Annotated in this window: 20 protein-coding genes and 1 pseudogene; 10 read left to right on the forward strand and 11 right to left on the reverse strand. The window is 62.4% G+C overall.

Annotated elements, in window-relative coordinates:
- Positions 1 to 125: 125 nt before the first annotated feature.
- Together nadA and nadC are read left to right on the forward strand one after the other, a co-directional pair.
- Positions 126 to 1,265 (forward strand): quinolinate synthase NadA, encoded by a 1,140-nt coding sequence (gene nadA / locus FFS45_RS33910; RefSeq protein ID WP_137959002.1) that lies wholly within the window; start codon positions 126 to 128, stop codon positions 1,263 to 1,265.
- Entirely contained in the window at positions 1,265 to 2,185 is a 921-nt protein-coding gene (nadC, locus tag FFS45_RS33915) for a carboxylating nicotinate-nucleotide diphosphorylase (RefSeq protein ID WP_137959003.1), read from the forward strand. Before nadA ends, nadC begins: the two co-directional genes overlap by 1 nt.
- Before the next feature lie 34 nt (positions 2,186 to 2,219).
- Here nadC and nadB read toward each other — a convergent pair whose 3' ends face one another.
- From nadB to radC, 4 genes are all read right to left on the reverse strand, one after another.
- Positions 2,220 to 3,818: an L-aspartate oxidase gene (gene nadB, locus FFS45_RS33920; protein ID WP_137959004.1), complete on the reverse strand. Its 1,599-nt coding sequence runs from the start codon at positions 3,816 to 3,818 to the stop codon at positions 2,220 to 2,222.
- Positions 3,819 to 4,034: 216 nt separating this feature from the next.
- The gene (gene rpmG, locus FFS45_RS33925) at positions 4,035 to 4,202 is read right to left on the reverse strand and encodes a 50S ribosomal protein L33 (protein WP_137959005.1); all 168 of its coding nucleotides are present in this window, start codon (positions 4,200 to 4,202) and stop codon (positions 4,035 to 4,037) included.
- A gap of 10 nt (positions 4,203 to 4,212) precedes the next feature.
- The gene (rpmB, locus tag FFS45_RS33930; RefSeq protein ID WP_007180631.1) at positions 4,213 to 4,446 is read right to left on the reverse strand and encodes a 50S ribosomal protein L28; all 234 of its coding nucleotides are present in this window, start codon (positions 4,444 to 4,446) and stop codon (positions 4,213 to 4,215) included.
- Between the two features lie 263 nt (positions 4,447 to 4,709).
- Positions 4,710 to 5,519: a DNA repair protein RadC gene (gene radC, locus FFS45_RS33935; protein ID WP_249363034.1), complete on the reverse strand. Its 810-nt coding sequence runs from the start codon at positions 5,517 to 5,519 to the stop codon at positions 4,710 to 4,712.
- A gap of 189 nt (positions 5,520 to 5,708) precedes the next feature.
- Here radC and FFS45_RS33940 point away from each other — a divergent pair, with 189 nt between their 5' ends.
- The 7 genes from FFS45_RS33940 to FFS45_RS33970 all read left to right on the forward strand — a co-directional run bounded on the left by FFS45_RS33940 (position 5,709) and on the right by FFS45_RS33970 (position 12,478).
- A complete protein-coding gene (locus FFS45_RS33940; protein WP_137959006.1) occupies positions 5,709 to 6,164 on the forward strand; it encodes a peptidylprolyl isomerase in 456 nt (151 codons plus the stop codon).
- A gap of 2 nt (positions 6,165 to 6,166) precedes the next feature.
- On the forward strand, positions 6,167 to 7,126 hold the full coding sequence (gene ispH, locus FFS45_RS33945) for a 4-hydroxy-3-methylbut-2-enyl diphosphate reductase (RefSeq protein ID WP_137959007.1): 960 nt from the start codon (positions 6,167 to 6,169) through the stop codon (positions 7,124 to 7,126).
- Between the two features lie 541 nt (positions 7,127 to 7,667).
- The gene (locus FFS45_RS33950; protein WP_137959020.1) at positions 7,668 to 8,597 is read left to right on the forward strand and encodes a hypothetical protein; all 930 of its coding nucleotides are present in this window, start codon (positions 7,668 to 7,670) and stop codon (positions 8,595 to 8,597) included.
- Positions 8,598 to 8,826: 229 nt separating this feature from the next.
- Complete coding sequence (locus FFS45_RS33955) at positions 8,827 to 9,777, forward strand: branched-chain amino acid ABC transporter permease (protein WP_137959008.1); 951 nt, start codon at positions 8,827 to 8,829, stop codon at positions 9,775 to 9,777.
- A 12-nt stretch (positions 9,778 to 9,789) separates the two neighbouring features.
- A complete protein-coding gene (locus FFS45_RS33960; protein ID WP_137959009.1) occupies positions 9,790 to 10,959 on the forward strand; it encodes an ABC transporter ATP-binding protein in 1,170 nt (389 codons plus the stop codon).
- Positions 10,960 to 10,985: 26 nt separating this feature from the next.
- Entirely contained in the window at positions 10,986 to 11,762 is a 777-nt protein-coding gene (locus tag FFS45_RS33965) for an ABC transporter ATP-binding protein (RefSeq protein ID WP_137959010.1), read from the forward strand.
- Complete coding sequence (locus tag FFS45_RS33970; protein ID WP_137959011.1) at positions 11,762 to 12,478, forward strand: ABC transporter ATP-binding protein; 717 nt, start codon at positions 11,762 to 11,764, stop codon at positions 12,476 to 12,478. The genes FFS45_RS33965 and FFS45_RS33970 overlap by 1 nt, the downstream gene beginning before the upstream one ends.
- A gap of 180 nt (positions 12,479 to 12,658) precedes the next feature.
- Here FFS45_RS33970 and FFS45_RS33975 read toward each other — a convergent pair whose 3' ends face one another.
- The 3 genes from FFS45_RS33975 to FFS45_RS33985 form a co-directional block, all read right to left on the reverse strand.
- Complete coding sequence (locus FFS45_RS33975) at positions 12,659 to 13,159, reverse strand: GNAT family acetyltransferase (RefSeq protein WP_137959021.1); 501 nt, start codon at positions 13,157 to 13,159, stop codon at positions 12,659 to 12,661.
- 22 nt (positions 13,160 to 13,181) lie between these two features.
- Positions 13,182 to 14,366: an acetylornithine transaminase gene (locus tag FFS45_RS33980; RefSeq protein ID WP_137959012.1), complete on the reverse strand. Its 1,185-nt coding sequence runs from the start codon at positions 14,364 to 14,366 to the stop codon at positions 13,182 to 13,184.
- 316 nt (positions 14,367 to 14,682) lie between these two features.
- Complete coding sequence (locus FFS45_RS33985) at positions 14,683 to 15,714, reverse strand: CDP-6-deoxy-delta-3,4-glucoseen reductase (RefSeq protein WP_137959013.1); 1,032 nt, start codon at positions 15,712 to 15,714, stop codon at positions 14,683 to 14,685.
- Positions 15,715 to 15,781: 67 nt separating this feature from the next.
- On the opposite strand from FFS45_RS33985, the gene FFS45_RS33990 reads away from it, so the two are divergent.
- Positions 15,782 to 16,840: an NAD-dependent epimerase/dehydratase family protein gene (locus FFS45_RS33990; RefSeq protein ID WP_137959014.1), complete on the forward strand. Its 1,059-nt coding sequence runs from the start codon at positions 15,782 to 15,784 to the stop codon at positions 16,838 to 16,840.
- Positions 16,841 to 16,907: 67 nt separating this feature from the next.
- On the opposite strand, the gene FFS45_RS33995 is transcribed toward FFS45_RS33990, so the two are convergent.
- The 4 genes and pseudogenes from FFS45_RS33995 to FFS45_RS34010 form a co-directional block, all read right to left on the reverse strand.
- Positions 16,908 to 17,096 carry a hypothetical protein gene (locus tag FFS45_RS33995; protein ID WP_137959015.1) on the reverse strand — a complete coding sequence of 63 codons (189 nt, stop codon included), beginning with the start codon at positions 17,094 to 17,096 and terminating at the stop codon, positions 16,908 to 16,910.
- 201 nt (positions 17,097 to 17,297) lie between these two features.
- The gene (locus FFS45_RS34000; protein WP_137959016.1) at positions 17,298 to 18,002 is read right to left on the reverse strand and encodes a 16S rRNA pseudouridine(516) synthase; all 705 of its coding nucleotides are present in this window, start codon (positions 18,000 to 18,002) and stop codon (positions 17,298 to 17,300) included.
- Positions 18,003 to 18,112: 110 nt separating this feature from the next.
- Positions 18,113 to 18,934, reverse strand: coding sequence for a glycine betaine/L-proline ABC transporter ATP-binding protein (locus FFS45_RS34005; protein WP_137959017.1), 822 nt, complete (start codon positions 18,932 to 18,934; stop codon positions 18,113 to 18,115).
- A 116-nt stretch (positions 18,935 to 19,050) separates the two neighbouring features.
- Positions 19,051 to 19,356, reverse strand: a pseudogene (locus FFS45_RS34010) (proline/glycine betaine ABC transporter permease); the annotation flags it as partial.

A 19,356-nucleotide genomic window follows, 5' to 3' on the forward strand; every position in this document is an offset into this window, starting at 1 on the left:
GCGGGGTTTTGCTTTTTTGGGCCGCCAAAAAACGTCGGACGTGACGCGTAGCGCGCGCACCGTAGCACGTGCATACGAGCATCACGCACGGCCATCCGCGGCGAATCAGCAGGGCAGAGGGGATCATGAATCAGCAGGCGATCAGGAGCGTCGAATACGACCGGCCGCAGGCGCAGGGCCTGACGTGCGGTATCGGGCAAGCGTGGGCAAAGGTGCCGGACGCGCCATCGGCAGAAGAAAAGCTCGCGCTGAAGGCGCGTATTCGCGAGTTGCTGGCGCGTGAGAAGGCGGTGCTCGTCGCGCACTACTATGTGGACGCGGAGCTGCAGGAACTTGCCGACGAGACCGGCGGCTGCGTGGCGGATTCGTTGGAGATGGCACGTTTCGGCCGCGATCATGAGGCAAAGACACTGGTGGTGGCCGGCGTGCGCTTCATGGGTGAGACCTCGAAGATTCTCAGTCCCGACAAGCGTGTATTGATGCCGGATCTCGATGCGACCTGCTCGCTCGATCTCGGCTGCCCCGTCGATGAGTTTTCCGCGTTCTGCGATGCGCATCCGGATCGCACGGTAGTGGTCTACGCCAACACCAGCGCGGCCGTGAAGGCGCGGGCAGACTGGATGGTGACCTCGTCGATCGGACTAGAGATTGTCGCTGACCTGCATGCGCGCGGAGAAAAGCTGATCTGGGCGCCGGACCGGCACCTGGGTAGCTACATTCAGAAGAAGACCGGCGCGGACATGCTGCTGTGGCAGGGCTCGTGCCTCGTGCACGACGAATTCAAGGGCATCGAACTCGATCTGCTGCGCGAGCAATATCCGGATGCGAAGGTGCTGGTGCATCCCGAGTCGCCGGAAAGCGTGGTTGCGCAGGCAGATGTGGTGGGCTCGACGACGCAACTGATCGATGCCGCGCAACGGCTCGATGCGAAGCACTTCATCGTCGCAACGGATCTGGGCATTCTGTACAAGATGCGGCTTGCCGCGCCGGGCAAGACCTTTATCGAGGCGCCCACGGCCGGCAACAGCGCGACCTGCAAGAGCTGCGCGCATTGCCCGTGGATGGCGATGAACGGACTGGCAAACCTGGCTGACGTGCTGGAGCGCGGTCACAACGAGATCTTCGTTGACCGCGCGGTGAGCGAGCGCGCCCGCGTGCCGATCGACCGCATGCTGGACTTTGCTGCACGGCGCAAGACGCGTGTGCAGGCAAGCGGTGATCTGGCGAAGGACACGGCCTTGTTTTCGAACGTGGGGGCGGCGTAATGGCGGTAGCAGATGTAGCTGAGCAGGATCAGGTGCAGTATCCGGCTGACGCGGTCTCGCCATTGTTTGCAGAGGTGCGGGCGCAGTACGGCGCGGCGTTTGATGCAGCACTCGCGCGCAACGTTGCGGACGCGCTGGCGGAGGATGTTGGCGCCGGCGATCAAACGGGGCGCCTTGTGCCGGCCGACGCGCTGCGCGACGCGCGCATCATCGTGCGTGAAGACGCCGTGCTGTGCGGCGTGCCGTGGTTCAACGCAGTGCTGCACAGTGTCGATCCGCGCATCGAGGTGCGGTGGCGTTATCGTGAAGGCGAGCGTATGACGGCGGATAAGCCGGTGTGTGAGCTGCGCGGCCCGGCGCGCGCGTTGCTGACCGCCGAGCGCAATGCGCTCAATTTCCTGCAGATGCTCTCAGGTGTTGCGAGCGCAACGCGGCGCTACGTCGACGCGATTGCTCATACCCGGACGCGTATTCTGGACACGCGCAAGACCTTGCCTGGGCTGCGGCTCGCGCAGAAGTATGCGGTGCGCGTGGGCGGCGGCGCCAACCAGCGGCTCGCGCTGTATGACGGCATTCTCATCAAGGAGAACCACATCGCAGCGGCGGGCGGCGTGGGGGCGGCAATGGATGCTGCGCTTGCCTTGAACGCAGGCGTGTCGATCCAGATCGAGGTCGAAACGCTCGAGCAGCTTGAGATGGCACTCTCGCATCGCGCGCAATCGGTGCTGCTCGACAATTTCTCGTTCGATGCCATGCGTGAAGCGGTGCGTCTCACCGCGGGACGCGCCGTGCTCGAGGTCTCGGGCGGCGTGAACTCCGAGACCGTGCGGACGATTGCCGAGACGGGTGTCGATCGCATTTCGATTGGCGCCTTGACGAAGGACGTGCGCGCAACGGATTACTCGATGCGGATCGTCTGATTCCGGTTTCGATCCGATTCAGCCCCGTTGTGCGTCAGACATTGCGGTTGCGCACATTCTCCGGCGACAGCACAGTCGGCAACGCCTTCGGCAGCGCGGCAGGCCAGTCGCGGCTGAAGTGAAGGCCGCGGCTTTCGCGCCGTGAACGGGCGCTGTCCACGATTAGCGATGCCACGTCGACCAGATTGCGCAGCTCGAGCAGATCGCGGCTCACCTTGAAGTGCGCATAGTACTCGTGGATTTCGTCGCGCAGCAGTGCGAGACGATGCTTCGCGCGCGTAAGCCGCTTGTCCGTGCGCACGATGCCGACGTAATTCCACATCAGGCGGCGCAGCTCATCCCAGTTGTGAGCGACCACCACCTCTTCGTCCGGATCGGACACGCGGCTTTCGTCCCAATCCGGCAGCGGCGCGTGGACGGCGGCGCTGAAGCCTTCCCCTTCGATCGCTGCAGCGGCGGAACGACCGATCACGAGGCACTCCAGCAGCGAATTGCTGGCAAGGCGGTTGGCGCCATGCAATCCGGTGCAGGACGTCTCGCCGACCGCGTAGAGGCCCGCCAGATCGGTGCGGCCGGCCAGGTCCGTGACAACCCCGCCGCACGTGTAGTGCGCGGCCGGCACGACCGGGATCGGCTCCTTGGTGATGTCGATGCCGAACGCGAGGCAGCGCGCAAGAATCGTCGGGAAGTGCTCTTGCAGGAAAGAGGCCGGCTGGTGGCTGATATCGAGGTACACACAGTCGATGCCGCGCTTCTTGATCTCGAAGTCGATCGCACGGGCCACGATATCGCGCGGCGCGAGTTCGGCACGTTCGTCGTGCTGTGGCATAAAGCGGGTGCCATCCGGCAGCTTGAGAATACCGCCTTCGCCACGCACCGCTTCCGAGATCAGGAACGATTTGGCGTACGGATGGAACAGGCAGGTCGGGTGAAACTGGATGAACTCCATGTTGGACACGCGGCAGCCGGCCCGCCAGGCCATGGCGATGCCGTCGCCGGTGGCGGTATCCGGGTTCGTGGTGTAGAGGTAGACCTTGCCTGCGCCGCCGGTTGCGAGCACCGTGTGCGGTGCTTCGATGGTGACCGTGCGGCCGCTTTCGAGATCGAGCGCGTACAGGCCATGGCACCGGCGCCCCGGCAAGCCCAGGCGATCCGACGTGATCAGGTCGATCGCATAGTGGTTTTCGAGCAGCGTGATGTTCGGATGGCGGCGCACACGCTCGCTCAGAGTGGCGACCACCGCGTGACCGGTCGCGTCCGCGGCATGAATGATGCGGCGATGGCTATGGCCGCCTTCGCGCGTGAGGTGAAAGCCGAGTTCGGCCGCATCGTCTTTGGTGAACGGCACGCCTTGGGCGATCAGCCATTCAATGGCCTCGCGTCCGTGCTCGACAATGAAACGCGTGGCGGCTTCGTCGCACAGGCCGCCGCCGGCGATGAGCGTGTCGCTGACATGGTTTTCGATGCTGTCCGCGGAGTCGAGCACGGCTGCGATACCGCCTTGCGCCCAATCGCTGGCGCCTTCCGTCATTGAAACCTTGGCAATTACCGCGACCCGCCGCGTCTCCGCCAGATTCAGTGCGACACTCAGACCCGCCAGGCCACTGCCGACAATCGCCACATCAAAATTCATTTCCTGCGTCTCCATCGCTTGATCGGCCGTTGCGACTTGTGTCGCCGCTCACCGATAAACGAGCAAGGATACGCGCCGGGCGACCTGAGGGAAAGCTGGCCGGATGGCCGATGTGGAGCAGCAAGCTGCCAGGGGCGCTGAAAAGGCCTGAAATGCAAAAAGCCCCGCACAGGTGCAGGGCTTTTTTGTCTTCGTCAACAAGCAGGAGGCAAGATCTTATTTGATCTTGGTTTCCTTGTACGGCACATGCTTGCGAGCGACGGGATCAAACTTGCTGATCTCCATCTTTTCCGGCATGTTGCGCTTGTTTTTCGTCGTGGTGTAGAAGTGACCCGTACCAGCGGTCGATTCCAGCTTGATCTTGTCGCGTGCGCCCTTGGCCATGATTTACTCCTTAGGCTTCACCGCGTGCGCGCAGGTCTGCGAGCACGGCGTCAATGCCGTTCTTGTCGATCAGACGCAGGCCGGCGTTCGAAACGCGCAGACGCACCCAACGGTTTTCGCTTTCCACCCAGATACGGCGGTTTTGCAGGTTCGGCAGGAACCGGCGCTTGGTTTTGTTGTTCGCGTGGGAAACGTTGTTGCCGCTCATCGGCGCTTTCCCAGTTACTTGGCATACGCGTGCCATATGAGAGCACTCCTAATACGCTAATTCTGAGTTCGGACGCCGCGAAAGTTATCCGGAAGGGCCGCGATGGTCGCTGATGGCGTTCAGTCGCTTATCTCCCGAAAGACCTTTGATGGCTTCGGAACAGGGTTGGAAACAGGCAAACCGGAATTCTAGCAGAAAAAAAGCCGATAAATCAAACCTTATTTGCGGCTGACCATGCGGGACGGGATAGCGCCGCAGCCGCAATGCGGCGGGTGCCGCGGCGCTGACCGCTCGCCGATTTACGACCATCCAGCTCTGGCAAACGAAAATGTCTCATGCGTGCCGATCACAAGGTGATCGACCAGTTGAACGTCGATCAGCGCGAGGGTATCGCGCAGCACCTGGGTCAGCCGCCGGTCGCTGGCGCTCGGTTTGACCGCCCCGGAGGGGTGATTATGCGCCACGATCATGCTTGCCGCGTTGGTTGTCAGCGCCCGGCGGACAATTTCCCGCGGATAGACCGCCATGCGCGTGAGCGAGCCACGTGAGCTTTCCTCGGTGCTGATCAACCGGTGGCGAGCATCCAGAAAAAGGCAGACGAAAACTTCGTGGGGCCGCGAGCCGATCAGCAGGCGTAAATAATCCTCGACCGCTTCCGGTGAGTCGATCAGCGGTTTTTCGCGCATTTTTTCGACGAGCGAGCGCCGCGCCAGCTCAAGAATGGCGAGCAACTGCGCCGTTTTGGCGGGCCCGATGCCCGGGAGTCCCTTGAAATCCTCTGGAGTGGCGTCGAGCATCGCGCGCAGCGAGCCAAAGCGCTTCAGCAGTGATTCGGAGATGCCGAACACGTTGTGCCCCGGTAATCCGGAGCCCAGTACCAGCGCGACCAGTTCGGCATCGGTCAGTGTACCTGGCCCGAATTCGAGCAGGCGCTCGCGTGGCATATGGCGTTTGTCGCGGTGGCTGCGCTTGTGTTTGCGCACGAGCCGCGGCGGCTGGGGCGCGGTCGCCACCTGCGCCCGTCGCGGGGCGGAGCGTCCGGGGGCGGTTGTCGTAGCCATGTCCCCCGCAGCATTTGCCGTCGTTCCTACGCTGGCGTAATAGTCCATGTCATGGTTCTCCGGTTTGTGGGTGAGAACGCCTCACCCTTAGCGGCCTTGCATACGACGCTCGCGAGCCGCCGCTGGATATGTGGCTTACAATAGAACTTTTGCGCACGGCGCCATGACGGTTTGCCACCCGCACAGGCAGCGCCCAAGGCGCCCGCGTGCAGCGCGTCCCGACTGAACGAGTACTGCATGAGCATCATCGACATCTCTGAAGTGAAACCCGGTTCGCACGTCACGCTCCATTACCGGCTTTCGCTTGCCGATGGCGCCGAAGTCATCAACACCTTCACGGAAAAGCCGGCCACGCTGCTGCTGGGTGCAGGCCAATTGGCGCCGTCGCTGGAAGATATTTTGCTGGGATTGAAGGTCGGCCACCATTCGACCTTTCAGCTAACGCCGGAGCAGGCGTTCGGCCCGCGCAACCCGGAACTGCTGCAGCGGGTGTCGCTTGCCACGCTGCGCGAAAACAGCATGATCGGTGAGGATTTTTCTCCCGGCGATCTCGTCGAATTCAACGCGCCGGGTGGCGGCCGTTACGCTGGCGTGCTGAAGGAAGTGGGCGAAACGTCCGCCCTGTTCGATTTCAATCACCCGCTCGCCGGCCAGGCGTTGGCGTTCGAAGTGAAAATCATCGGGATTCTGTAAACATGAGCACCACGGATACGACTCTGACCGAAGCCGAGATCCTGTTGGCGCAACCGCGTGGTTTTTGCGCGGGTGTCGATCGGGCCATCGAAATCGTCGAACGCGCGATCAAGCTGCACGGCTCACCTATCTATGTGCGTCACGAGATTGTTCACAACGCCTATGTGGTGGAGGATCTGCGCAAGAAGGGTGCGATCTTTATCGAGCAGTTAGAGGAAGTGCCGGCCGGCAATACGGTGATCTTTAGCGCCCATGGTGTCTCGAAGACCGTGCGCCAGGAAGCCGAGTCGCGCGGCCTGCGCGTTTATGACGCGACTTGCCCGCTCGTCACCAAGGTGCACATCGAGGTCGCGAAGATGCGCCAGGATGGCTTCGATATTGTGATGATCGGCCACAAGGGGCATCCGGAAGTCGAGGGCACGATGGGGCAGGCAGGCGAGGGCATGTATCTCGTCGAAGATATTGCCGACGTCCAGGCACTCGCGCTCGCCGATCCCGAGCGCATTGCGTTCGTGACGCAAACCACGCTGTCGGTCGACGACGCGGCGGAGATCATCGCTGCGCTCAAGGCCAAGTACCCATCCATTCGCGAACCTAAAAAGCAGGACATCTGCTACGCCACGCAGAACCGCCAGGACGCGGTGAAGTTCATGGCGCCGCAGTGCGACGTGGTGATCGTGGTGGGAAGCCCGAACAGCTCGAACTCGAACCGCTTGCGCGAAGTCGCCGAGAAGCGCGGCATTCCTTCCTATATGGTGGATTCACCCGACCAGATCGATCCGGCCTGGATCGTCGGCAAGCGCCGCATCGGTGTGACCGCTGGCGCCTCCGCCCCGGAAGTGCTGGCGCAAGCGGTGATTGCCCGTTTGCGCGAACTGGGTGTGCGCAACGTGCGCGCACTCGAGGGCATCGAGGAAAATATCGCATTTCCGCTGCCGCGGGGCTTGGGTTTGCCAGCCTGACAATCAGCCGACGTTTCTGTAAGAAAAGCGCGCCTCGGGCGCGCTTTTTTGTTGTTCAGACAATAGCTTCACGTCCTTTAAATAAGTGTCAGATCATACAAATGGACCGTTTTGCGACGCTCGGAACGTAAAAATTTTGCCTCCCGGTGATTTTATTTAATCTATCCGGCAATGATCGATCCCCATTTAATGAGGGGATATTCTCCACTCGCGATTTTTGATGCACTAACATTGTGCGTCGTACTGCCGATATCTCAAAAGGTAGTACTTATCGCTCAGCGCGGTGAAATCAGGGCTGAACCGTATTCGCTGCAACACTTGATGCTGCTTGGGTCTACGATGGTGCAACTGATGCACGAAAAATTGTCGCAACCAGGTTGCGCCTTTATCCGAATATTGTTCTCAAAATGAGGTTGCAATGCAGGAAAACCCTGCCGTTTCAACAATATTGCCCATCGCATAATTGGAGTTACAATGCGCGCGTTCTCAAGGCCTCCGGGCCTCGAACGCTGGATTTAGCAAGGCGCTGGAGACCTACCCAATGCGAGTCAAGTTTGCTTACGCCGTGTCCATCCCGGCCGCGGTTGAGATGCTGACCGCGTGCAGCAAAAAGAGCGTTGGTATGGCAGGCGCGGGCGAATCCGCTGTGACGATGATAGAGGCGCCGGCAAGCAAGATGCCGATCGTCATGATTGGCCATGTGACCCGACTAACGGGAAGTATTGCCCAACTCGGCAAAGACAACGAAAACGGGGCGCGATTGGCGGTTGAGGAGATCACCACGCAGGGGCTGACAGTCGTCTGTCAGAAGATCCAGCCGGAGCTGGATGCGCACCGCATCGCGCCAACGGCCGATGTGGCCGCCGATAGCAAGGGGAGCGCAGGCGAGTCTGCGCATACCGCCAGGGCGAGCAGCGCGAAAACGGTCGCACGGGAAGCGACGCATGATCTGGCCAAGGGTATCCGGGCCATTCTCACCAACATCAAGCGTGTTCAGCCGGACGGCATGAAGTCCGGCCGTATGCACGCAACGGGCGGGCGGCCAGCAAAGCAGACGGCCGCGCCCGGTAGCAGGGCAAAAATCCTTGGCGGCGGCGGCGTGTGTACCGTCAAGGTGGGGGAGCTGGCGGGATCCGCCGGGCAAAACCCGGTCAGTGCGGAGGCGGCATTCGTGCTTTCGGACATGACCCAGGAAACGGCTTTCTACAGGCAGGACGGAGACCGTTTTCACACGCTGGTGCAGAGTGACGCGCCGTTCACGTATGAAGCGTTGTGCGTGAATGTCGATGCAATGAAGCGCGCCCACTCAATCGACGCGCCCGAGGTGCTGGCTGCGATGCCGCGCGCTGGTTACAACCGCATAACCGGCCACATCGCATTCGACGACAAGGGTGATTTGAAAGAAGGCGCCATTACGCTTTACGACTTCAAGGACAGCAACCAGGCGGTCCTCGACGCCGTAGAGATGTAATGACGGGACGTACAGCCTGACGGCACCTGGCCCACCCATTGGTGTCGTTTTTGCATCCGTTTCCGGCAAGCCGGCGACTGCATCCCAGTCGCAAGATGAGCCGGTAGCGGATAACCCTTACCGGTCTTTTACATCAGTACCCGCAGTGCCGTTGCGATTTGTGCGAAGCATCACCGCCCACCGGCTGATGGCGAGCGCAAATCCAGTCGCACGGGCTAAGGAGCATTAAATGGATATCTTCATCCAGCAGATCCTCAACGGACTGGTGCTTGGCAGCGTTTACGCCATCATCGCACTGGGCTATACGATGGTTTACGGCATCTTGGGCATCATCAACTTCGCTCACGGCGATGTGTTGATGGTAGGCGCGATGGTTGCGCTCTCGGCCATAGGCGTGCTTCAGAACCACTTTCCGGGGCTAGGCAATGTGCCGACGCTCATCATCGCGTTGATCATCGCCGCAGCGGTTTGCTCGGTGGTCGGCTATACGATCGAGCGTGTGGCCTACCGGCCGTTGCGCCGCGCGCCGCGTCTGGCTCCGCTGATCACCGCCATCGGCGTGTCGATCCTGCTGCAGACGCTCGCCATGATGATCTGGTCGCGCAACCCGCTGCCGTTCCCGCAACTGCTGCCGACCGATCCGCTCAACGTGATCAAGTCCGGACCCAACAATCCGGGCGCCGTGATTTCGATGACTGAAATCACGATCATCGTGGTGGCGTTCCTCGTAATGGGCGGTCTGCTGCTGCTCGTGCACAAGACGAAGCTCGGCCGTGCCATGCGCGCGATTGCCGAAAATCCGAACGTGGCGAGCCTGATGGGCGTGAACCCGAACTTCGTGATCTCGGCAACCTTCATGATCGGCTCGGCGCTTGCCGCGCTGGCCGGCGTGATGATCGCGTCCGAGTACGGCAACGCTCACTTCTATATGGGCTTCATCCCCGGCCTGAAGGCCTTTACCGCGGCCGTGCTCGGCGGTATCGGCAATCTCGGCGGCGCAATGGTCGGCGGTGTGGTGCTCGGCCTGATCGAACAGTTGGGTGCGGGCTACATCGGCAACCTCACGGGTGGCGTGTTCGGCAGTAATTACCAGGACGTGTTCGCATTCATCGTGCTGATCGTCGTGCTGGTGTTCCGTCCGTCGGGCCTGTTGGGCGAACGTGTTGCAGATCGCGCGTAAGGAGCAGAAAACATGACCTCAATTCAACCGATCGAGCCGTCCACGACGCTCATCCCTGAGAAGAACATGACGAAGACCCTGACGGTCGGCGTCATTACTGCGATCCTGGTTATCGCTGCGCCGTTCATCATCGGCGCAGCCGGCGGCAACTACTGGGTGCGCGTGCTCGACTTCGCGATGCTGTACGTGATGCTGGCTCTGGGCCTGAACGTGGTGGTCGGCTTTGCCGGCCTGCTGGATTTGGGCTACATCGCGTTCTATGCGATTGGCGCCTACACCACGGCACTGCTGTCCTCGCCGCACCTGAGCAACCAGTTCGCATGGATTGCGCATCTCTTCCCGGGCGGCCTGCATACGCCGTTCTGGATCATCGTGCCGATCGCCATGGCGCTCGCTGCGATCTTCGGCGTGCTGCTCGGTGCTCCGACGCTGCGTCTGCGTGGCGACTACCTCGCCATCGTGACCCTCGGCTTCGGGGAAATCGTGCGGATCTTCATGAACAACCTCGACCGTCCGGTGAACATCACCAACGGCCCGCAGGGGATCACGGGGATCGACCCGGTGCAGGTCGGCGGCTTCAGTCTCGCGCAGACCCACAGCTTCCTCGGCCTGCAGTTCACGACGGTGTACATGTATTACTACCTGTTCGTGCTGTGCGCGCTGCTGGTGATCTGGGTGTGTACGCGTCTGCAGCACTCGCGTATCGGCCGTGCATGGGCCGCGATCCGCGAAGACGAAATTGCTGCCAAGGCGATGGGCATCAACACCCGTAACGTGAAGCTGCTGGCGTTCGCCATGGGTGCGTCGTTCGGCGGCCTGTCGGGCGCGATGTTCGGCGGCTTCCAGGGTTTCGTGTCGCCGGAATCGTTCACTTTCTGGGAATCGGTCGTGGTGCTGGCCTGCGTGGTGCTGGGCGGTATGGGCCACATCCCGGGTGTGATTCTTGGTGCAGTGCTGCTCGCTGTGTTCCCGGAATTCCTGCGCTCGACGATGGGTCCGCTGCAAAACGCCATCTTCGGCCATGAAATTGTCGATACCGAAGTGATCCGTCAGTTGCTGTACGGTCTCGCGATGGTTCTCATCATGCTGTACCGCTCGGAAGGCCTGTGGCCCGCACCGAAGCACGAGGACAAGATTGCGAAACTGGCAAAGCGCAACGGCAAGAAGCCGGTGCGCGCCTGAGGCCTGACAGGACTAGGAGAACTTCAATGAGCGACAAACAAATCCGCCTGTCCGTCAAAGGCGTGAACAAACGCTTTGGCGGCCTGCAGGCACTGTCCGACGTTGGCCTCGAAATCAAGGCCGGCGAGATTTATGGCCTGATCGGCCCGAACGGCGCAGGCAAGACCACGTTCTTCAACGTGATCACGGGCCTGTATACGCCGGACTCCGGCGACTTCAAGCTGGACGGCGAGAACTACACGCCGACTGCGGTGTACCAGGTCGCGAAGGCCGGGATTGCGCGGACCTTCCAGAACATCCGTCTGTTCGGCGGCATGACCGCGCTGGAAAACGTGATGGTGGGCCGTCACGTGCGCACCAAGCATGGCCTGCTTGGCGCCGTGTTCCAGACGCCGGCTGAGCGCAAGGAAGAGCGCGAGATCAAGGAACGCGCGCTCGAACTGCTGGAGTACGTCGGCGTGCTGCAATACGCGGACTACACCTCGCGCAACCTGTCGTACGGCCACCAGCGCCGTCTGGAAATTGCCCGTGCTTTGGCAACCGATCCGAAGCTGCTGGCCTTGGACGAACCGGCCGCCGGCATGAACGCAACGGAAAAGGTCGAACTGACCAAGCTGCTCGACAAGATCCGCAGCGACGGCAAGACGATCCTGCTGATTGAACACGATGTGAAACTGGTGATGGGGCTGTGCAACAACATGACAGTGCTCGATTACGGCAAGGTGATCGCCCAGGGTCTGCCGCAAGACGTGCAGAAGGATCCGAAGGTGATTGAGGCATATCTGGGTGCGGGGGTCCACTGATGGCTACGGCAATGTTGAAAATCAAGGGCCTGCAGGTCAATTACGGCGGCATTCAGGCAGTCAAGGGCATCGATCTGGAAGTTGCGCAGGGCGAGCTGGTCACGCTGATCGGCGCGAACGGCGCAGGCAAGACCACGACGATGAAGGCGATCACGGGCCTGAAGGCCTACGCTGCGGGCGACATCGAGTACATGGGCGAGTCCATCAAGGGCCTGCCCGCGCATGAGTTGCTCAAGCGCGGTCTCGCGATGGTGCCGGAAGGCCGCGGCATCTTCTCGCGCATGTCGATTGTCGAGAACATGCAGATGGGTGCTTATCTGCGTAACGACTCGGACGGCATCAAGGCGGACGTCGATCGTATGTTCGGCTTCTTCCCGCGCCTGAAGGAACGCGCTACGCAATACGCGGGCACGTTGTCGGGTGGCGAGCAGCAGATGCTGGCTATGGCGCGTGCGATCATCAGCAAGCCTAAGCTGTTGTTGCTCGACGAGCCGTCGATGGGTCTCTCGCCGATCATGGTCGAGAAGATCTTCGAAGTGGTGCGGGCGATCTCGGCCGAAGGTATGACGGTGCTGCTGGTCGAGCAGAACGCGCGTCTCGCGCTGCAGGCAGCGAATCGCGGCTACGTGATGGACTCGGGGCTCGTGACCATGTCCGGCGACGCGAAGCAGATGCTCGATGATCCGAAGGTGCGGGCTGCTTATCTGGGTGAGTAAGCTGGCTGAATGAGCTGGGTGAGTAACCCGTCACAGGAACTGGGTGGCTGAACAAGCCACTCTGACCTGCGCAAGAAAAAGGCCGCATGCGTCGTTTGAGCATGCGGCCTTTGTTATTTTAGCCGGGCCTCGCATGACGAGGGCGGCCTGGCAGACGGAATCAAGCGGAATCAACCGCAATCAAGCAGCAGAAGGCGACGTTGCTGTTTCAGCCGCACCAGGCGCGGGGTCGGCGAACTGCCCCAGCCGCTTGCCCATGCTGATCACAGCGTCCGCCCGATACCCGAGCGCCTCATAAAAAGCACGGATATCCTCCTTCGCTGACAGCACTTGCAGATTCACCTTCGGACAACCAAGTGCAGTCAGCGCCGCTTCCGCATGCGCGACGAGGCGCCTGGCGATGCCATGCCGCCGATACGCCGTGTCCACCGCGAGCGAATACATCCAGCCGCGGTGGCCGTCATAGCCCGCCATCACCGTGCCGACCACACGTGCGTCGAGCACGGCGACAAAGAACAGCTCCGGCTGCGTTGTCATCTTGTTGGCGATCGACAGGTGCGGATTGCGCTGTGGCCTCGTCACGTCCCGGTACTCCGGAAACGCCTCTTGCCACAACGCGACCACGGCATCGGTGTCGCTGGTTTCGAAGCAGCGGATCGAGAGCGGTGTGGTCGTCGTCATCGTCATGTGTGCTCCGGGCGAATTACAGGGTGTCGAGAATCGAGCGCAGCATGGCCATCATCTGGTCGATTTCTTCGGTGGTTACGTTCAGGGCCGGCATGAAGCGCAACAGGTTCGGACGCGCGGCGTTGAGCAGCAAACCGTCCGGCTGCATGAGGCGGGCCTTCTCGACGATCTGGTTGCCGATGTCCTTGCCGAGCAGCAGCGCACGCAGCAGGCCTTCACCACGTTCGCCCGCAAAACCGCGCTCTTCCGACAGTTCGAGCAGCTTCGCGCGCAGATACTCGCCGCGGGCGCGCACGCCTTCGAGGAAACCCGGCGCGGTCAGTTGCGAGATCACCGAGTAGCCCACCGCCGTCATCAGCGGATTGCCGTTGTAGGTGCCGCCCTGGTCGCCGGCCTCGAACACTTCGACTGCCGCCTTGCAGAGCAGCGCCGCCAGCGGCACGCCGCCGCCGATACCCTTGCCGAGCGTCATGATGTCCGGCTCGATGCCCGACAGTTCGTAGGCGAACAGCGTGCCGGCGCGCCCGCAGCCGCTTTGCACTTCGTCGACGATCAGCAGGATGTTGTGCTTCTGCGTCAGCGCGCGCAGTTGCTGCATGAATTCGCGCGTCGCCGGGATCACGCCGCCTTCGCCCTGGATCGGTTCGAGCATCACCGCGACGGTCTTGCCGTTGATGAGCTTTTCAACCGAGCCGATATCGTTCAGGTCGGCCTTCGGAAAGCCCGGCACTTGCGGTGCGTAGATCGTGTCCCAGCCCGGCTTGCCGCTTGCCGACATGGTGGCGAGCGTGCGGCCGTGGAAGCTGTGATCGAACGTGATGATCTCGTAGGCGCCGTCCTTGTGCTTCTTGCCCCACTTGCGCGCCAGCTTGATCGCGCCTTCGTTCGCTTCGGCGCCGCTGTTGGCGAAGAACACCTTGTCGAAGCAGCTATGTTGTGTGAGCAGGCCCGCGAGCTGTGCCATCGGCGCGTTGTAGAAGGCCGGCGACGGGTTGATCAGCAGTTGCGCCTGCTTGTTCAGCGCCTCGATCATGCCTTCGTTGCAGTGTCCGAGGCTGTTGACCGCCCAGCCCTGGATGAAGTCGAGGTAGCGCTTGCCGGTGTTGTCGTAGATCCACGAGCCCTTGCCGTGCGTGAAGACGATCTCGGGCCGGTTGGTGATGTACATCAGCGACTCGACGGGATACTCATTGAAATTCATGGCGGCAGGCTCCGGGCGTTGCAAGGGTGAAGGAACAAAAAGGGGGCGGAAAAAACAAAAAAGCCACGGCATGCCGTGGCTTTCATGATTCGAACAACATGCGCCTGACTGGCGCGAATCCGTGACGAAGCCGGCGGCGTCCCTAAGGGAGCAGCGAGCGGCGACGTCGAAGTTCGGACTGGATGCGGTTCATGCGCGAAAGAATACGACAACGCGAGCACCGGTGTAAACCATGAATTTCGCCTGCGGCGGATTTTTTAGTCCGCCGGGCAGGCTAGTCAGGCTGATGCAGCCAATCCTGGTAAGGGTTGGCCGGTTAAACCGGGTTCGCGAGGTCGGCTGCGCTCGTGAAGGAATCCGCGTAGAACTCGTCTTCCGGCAGGCCGTGGTGCTGCGTGAAATCGCGCTGCGCCGACTCGACCATCACCGGTGCGCCGCAGGCGTACACCTGATAACCCGACAAGTCTGGCAGGTCTTCGATGACGCTGCGATGAACGAAGCCGGTGCGGCCCGTCCACGCGTCGCTCGGGTCCGGTTCAGAGAGCACCGGTACGAACTTGAAGTTCGGGATCTCGCGCGCCCATTGCTCGGCCAGATCGAGCAGGTAGAGGTCTTTCTTGCGGCGTGCGCCCCAGTACAGCGTCATCGGCCGCTCGAGATTCTTGAACACCGCGTGCTCGACGATAGCCTTCAGCGGCGCGAAGCCCGTGCCGGAGGCGAGCAGCACGATCGGCTTGTCCGAATCTTCGCGCAGGAAGAAGGTGCCGAGCGGCGCTTCGAAGCGCAGGATGTCGCGCTCTTTCATGGAGTTGAAGACGTGATCAGTGAACGCGCCGCCGGGCATATGACGGATGTGCAGCTCGATCGGACCTTCGACGTGCGGCGCATTCGCCATCGAATAGCTGCGGCGCTTGCCGTCCTTCAGGATGAACTCGAGATACTGGCCGGCGAGATATTGCAAACGCTCGTTGGCGGGCAGTTGCAGCTTCAATACGACGACGTCGTCGGCCTTGCGTTCGATCGCGTTCACACGGCACGGCAACTTCTTGACCTGCACGTCGCCCACACCCGCGACTTCACGGATGTCGATCTCCAGATCGGAACACGGCGTGGCGCAGCAGAACAGCGCCATGCCGCGGGTTTTTTCGTCGTTCGACAGGGCTGACGACGAATGCTGGCGCTGTTCGACTTCGCCACTGACCACGGTGCCCTTGCAGGAGCCGCAGGCGCCGTTCTTGCAGCCGTACGGCAGACCGACGCCCTGGCGCAGGGCCGCGGTCAGGACGGGTTCATCGGGTTCTACCTGAAACTGCCGGCCGCTTTGCCGGAGGGTTACATTAAATGCCATAGCGTATTCGAGTTCGAAGAGTCGGTAATCGGTGCGAGCCGCCCCTGACGGCTACAATGCGTCCACCATGAAATCCACACGAAACTTGCGCCGCCGGCGCGTGCTCATTGTGGGCTGCGGCGATGTCGGCATGCGTTGCGCCGCGTTGCTGCAGCCGCGCGCGCATCTGTTTGCGCTTACGACCCAGCCGGCCCGTTGCGCCGAATTGCGCGCGGCGGGCGTAACGCCGCTTGTCGGCGATCTCGATGTCCCCCGCAGCCTGAAGCGGCTGGCGGGCATCGCGCCGATAGTGCTGCATCTGGCCCCGCCGCAAAAGACCGGCGACGACGATCGCCGGACACGGGCGTTGCTTGGCGCCCTTGGCGCCCGCCGCTACGGGCCTGCACGCAGTGCGGTCACGCCGGTAGCGCGTTTGCGCCGCCTTCGCGGTGCATGGATGGAACGCAAAACAGCCAATATTGTACCCGACGGGGTAGGGCGCTCCGCTGCTTCGCGGCCTCCGGTGCGTATGGTTTACGCCAGCACGACGGGGGTATACGGCGACTGCGGCGGCGCGCTGATCGACGAAACGCGTACGGTGCGTCCGGCCAATCCACGGGCGATGCGGCGTGTCTCGGCGGAACAGCAATTGCGCCGCGCGACTGCGCGCGGCGCCGTGCAGGCGAGCATTGCGCGCATTCCCGGCATCTACGCGGGCAACCGCTTGCCGCTGGCGCGGCTGCACAAGCGTACCCCCGCGTTGACCGAAGCCGACGACGTCTACACGAGCCACATCCACGCCGACGATCTCGCCGCGATTCTGGTGCGGATGATGAGGCTCGGCCGGCGCGGGCGGGTGGTGCATGCCGCGGACGATACGACCTTGAAAATGGGCGAGTACTTTGATCTGGTGGCTGACGCGTATGATCTCGAGCGCGCGCCGCGCATTTCCCGGGCGCAGGCCGAGGCGCAGATCGACCCGATGATGTTGTCGTTCATGCGTGAATCGCGGCGGCTCGTGAATGAGCGGATGAAGCGCGAGTTGCGGGTGCAGTTGCGCTATCCGACCGTGGCGGATTTTCTGCAGAGTGCGCACGCTAACGCGATAACCGGCGGACCAATCCCGCCCGCTGATGCAGTGCCATAAACTCCGTAAGCGCCACGTGCGCCGCCGTGTGCACCGCTCTGTGCACCGTAAGGCATGCAGATCAATCTCAGGTGAGCGCCGGCAGTGCTTCCAGCAACAGGAAGCACAGCATGGCGCCGATCAGCGCACCGATCAGGCTCGGATGATACTTGTGGCGCAGATGCATCACGACCAGCAGAACGCCGACCACGACTGCCGCCATGCAGACAAACGCAATCATCGCGGCCGAGATCTCGAACGAAGTGTGGGTGATCATGGCGCTCCTCCCTGAAACCTTTGTACTCGTTGTTTAATCGAGTATAAAGCGACTTGTCAGGAAGGGCATGCTGCGACGCAGCGCAAATAGCGCGGAAAAGGGCTGATAGAGGAAGCCCTCGGTTGGGCTGCGCACGCGGGGCGCCCGACGCTGCGGGGCTGTGCGGTTCGGTTTGCTGCCGGTTACCTGATCGTTACTTGTTTACCCGCTCCGTAAAGATCCGAGGTCGGCTTCGTCGAGCCATTGCCATGCGCCAACGGCGAGCGTCGCAGGCAGGCTGAGGCCGCCGATCCGCTCGCGATGCAGCGCCTCGACGCGGTTGCCTGCCGCCGCAACCATCCGCTTGACCTGGTGGTATTTGCCTTCCAGCACGGTGAGTTCCAGCGCGTGTTCGCTGCGCGCCTGCGCGGCGACCGCGGCAATCGGTTTCGGTTCGCCGTGCAGCAGCACGCCGGTGCGCAACGCGCCGAGTTGCGCATCGTCGAGCGGGTGGCGGGTGGTCGCGACGTAGACCTTCGGCACCTTGCGTTTGGGCGAGGTGAAGGCGTGGACGAACTTGCCGTCGTCGGAGAGCAGCAGCAGCCCGGTCGTATCCTGATCGAGCCGGCCTACGCATTGCACGCCACGCTCGGCGAATTGCGGCGGCAGCAGGTTGAACACGCTCAGGTGGTGCTGCGGTTCGCGCGAGCACTCATAGCCCGCGGGCTTGTTGAGCAGCAGGTAGGCGTGTTCGCGGTAGGGCCAGGTGGTGCCGTCGACCGTGAAGTTGAGCGCCTCGGTCGAGAGGTCGGCATCCGGGTCGTCGTGGACAACGCCGTTAATCGTCACGCGGCCATCGGCGATCAGCGTACGGCATTGACGTCGTGAGCCGAAACCCTGGGTGAAAAGAACGCTTTCGAGATTCATGGGGAGCGAGAGAACGGCAGGGCGAAAAGCAGGCGACGGACCGCAGCCCGTCGCTTCGCGTGCATTCTACCCGTCGTCCGCGCTTCGGCGTCCCGCTCACCGATTGCGGGTCATTGCACGCCCGCGCGCCGCTCCACGAAACGCCGCACATAGTCGTCGGCCGGGCGCGTGAGGATCTCGTTCGGCGTGCCTTCCTGCACCAGCGTGCCGTCGCGCAGGATCGCAATGCGGTTGCCGATGCGCAGCGCCTCGTCCAGGTCATGCGTGATGAACACGATGGTCTTGTTCAGCGTGGCCTGCAACTGCAGCAACTGGTCCTGCATTTCCGTGCGGATCAGCGGATCGAGCGCGCTGAACGCCTCGTCCATCAGCAGCACGTCGGTGTCGGCGGCGAGCGCGCGAGCGAGGCCCACGCGCTGGCGCATGCCTCCCGACAGTTCGTCCGGATAGTGCTCGCCGTAGCCGTTCAGGCCCACCTTGCCGAGCCACGTGCGTGCTTTTTCATTCGCCTCGGCCTTGCCCTCGCCACGGGTGCGCAACGCGTAGGCCGTGTTGTCGAGCACGGTCTGGTGCGGCAGCAGGCCAAAGTTCTGGAACACCATGCTGACCTTGTAGCGGCGCAGCTCGCGCAGGCCGTGCGGGTTGAGCTTGATGACGTCCGAGCCGTCGATCACGATCTCGCCCGCGGTCGGCTCGATCAGCCGGTTGAAGTGGCGCACGAGTGTGGACTTGCCGGAGCCCGACAGGCCCATGATCACGTAGATCTCGCCCGAGCCGATGCTCAGGCTGACGTCGTTCAGGCCGACGTTGCAGCCGGTCTGCGCGAGCACGTCGGCCTTGCCCTTGCCGCCTTTGAGCAGGTCAAGCACGCGTGCGTGGCCGGTCTCGGGGCCGAACAGCTTGTAGACGTGTTTGACTTCGATTGCTGCCATGTCTGTCTCCTGTGTCGACCGGAGTCCGCGCTTTCGGGCGTGGCTCCGGTCCCATGCAACGCGGTCCCTGATTTTCCGGCCGTGGCCGGGGATGGCGGGGCCCGCTGACCGCTGTCTTACTTCGCCGGACGGGTTTCAAGCCCGCTCTGGCCGGCATCGCCGTGAGCGGCTTCGTCCGCCCCGGCTTCGGTCGCCGCGACCTTGTACGGCACGCGCGACACCGCCTTGGCGCGGCGGCGCAGCGACATCAGGCGTCGCGTGCGGCGGTCCTGTCCGTAGCCCTGGCTGATGCGGTCGATCACGATCGCGAGGATCACGATGGCAATCCCGGCCTGCGTGCCCTTGCCGACATCGAGCGTCTGGATGCCCGCCAGCACATCTTCACCCAGCCCGCGTGCGCCGATCATCGAGGCGATCACCAC

It is taken from the genome of Burkholderia sp. 4M9327F10, from assembly GCF_005503145.1.
Taxonomy (GTDB): Bacteria; Pseudomonadota; Gammaproteobacteria; order Burkholderiales; family Burkholderiaceae; genus Paraburkholderia.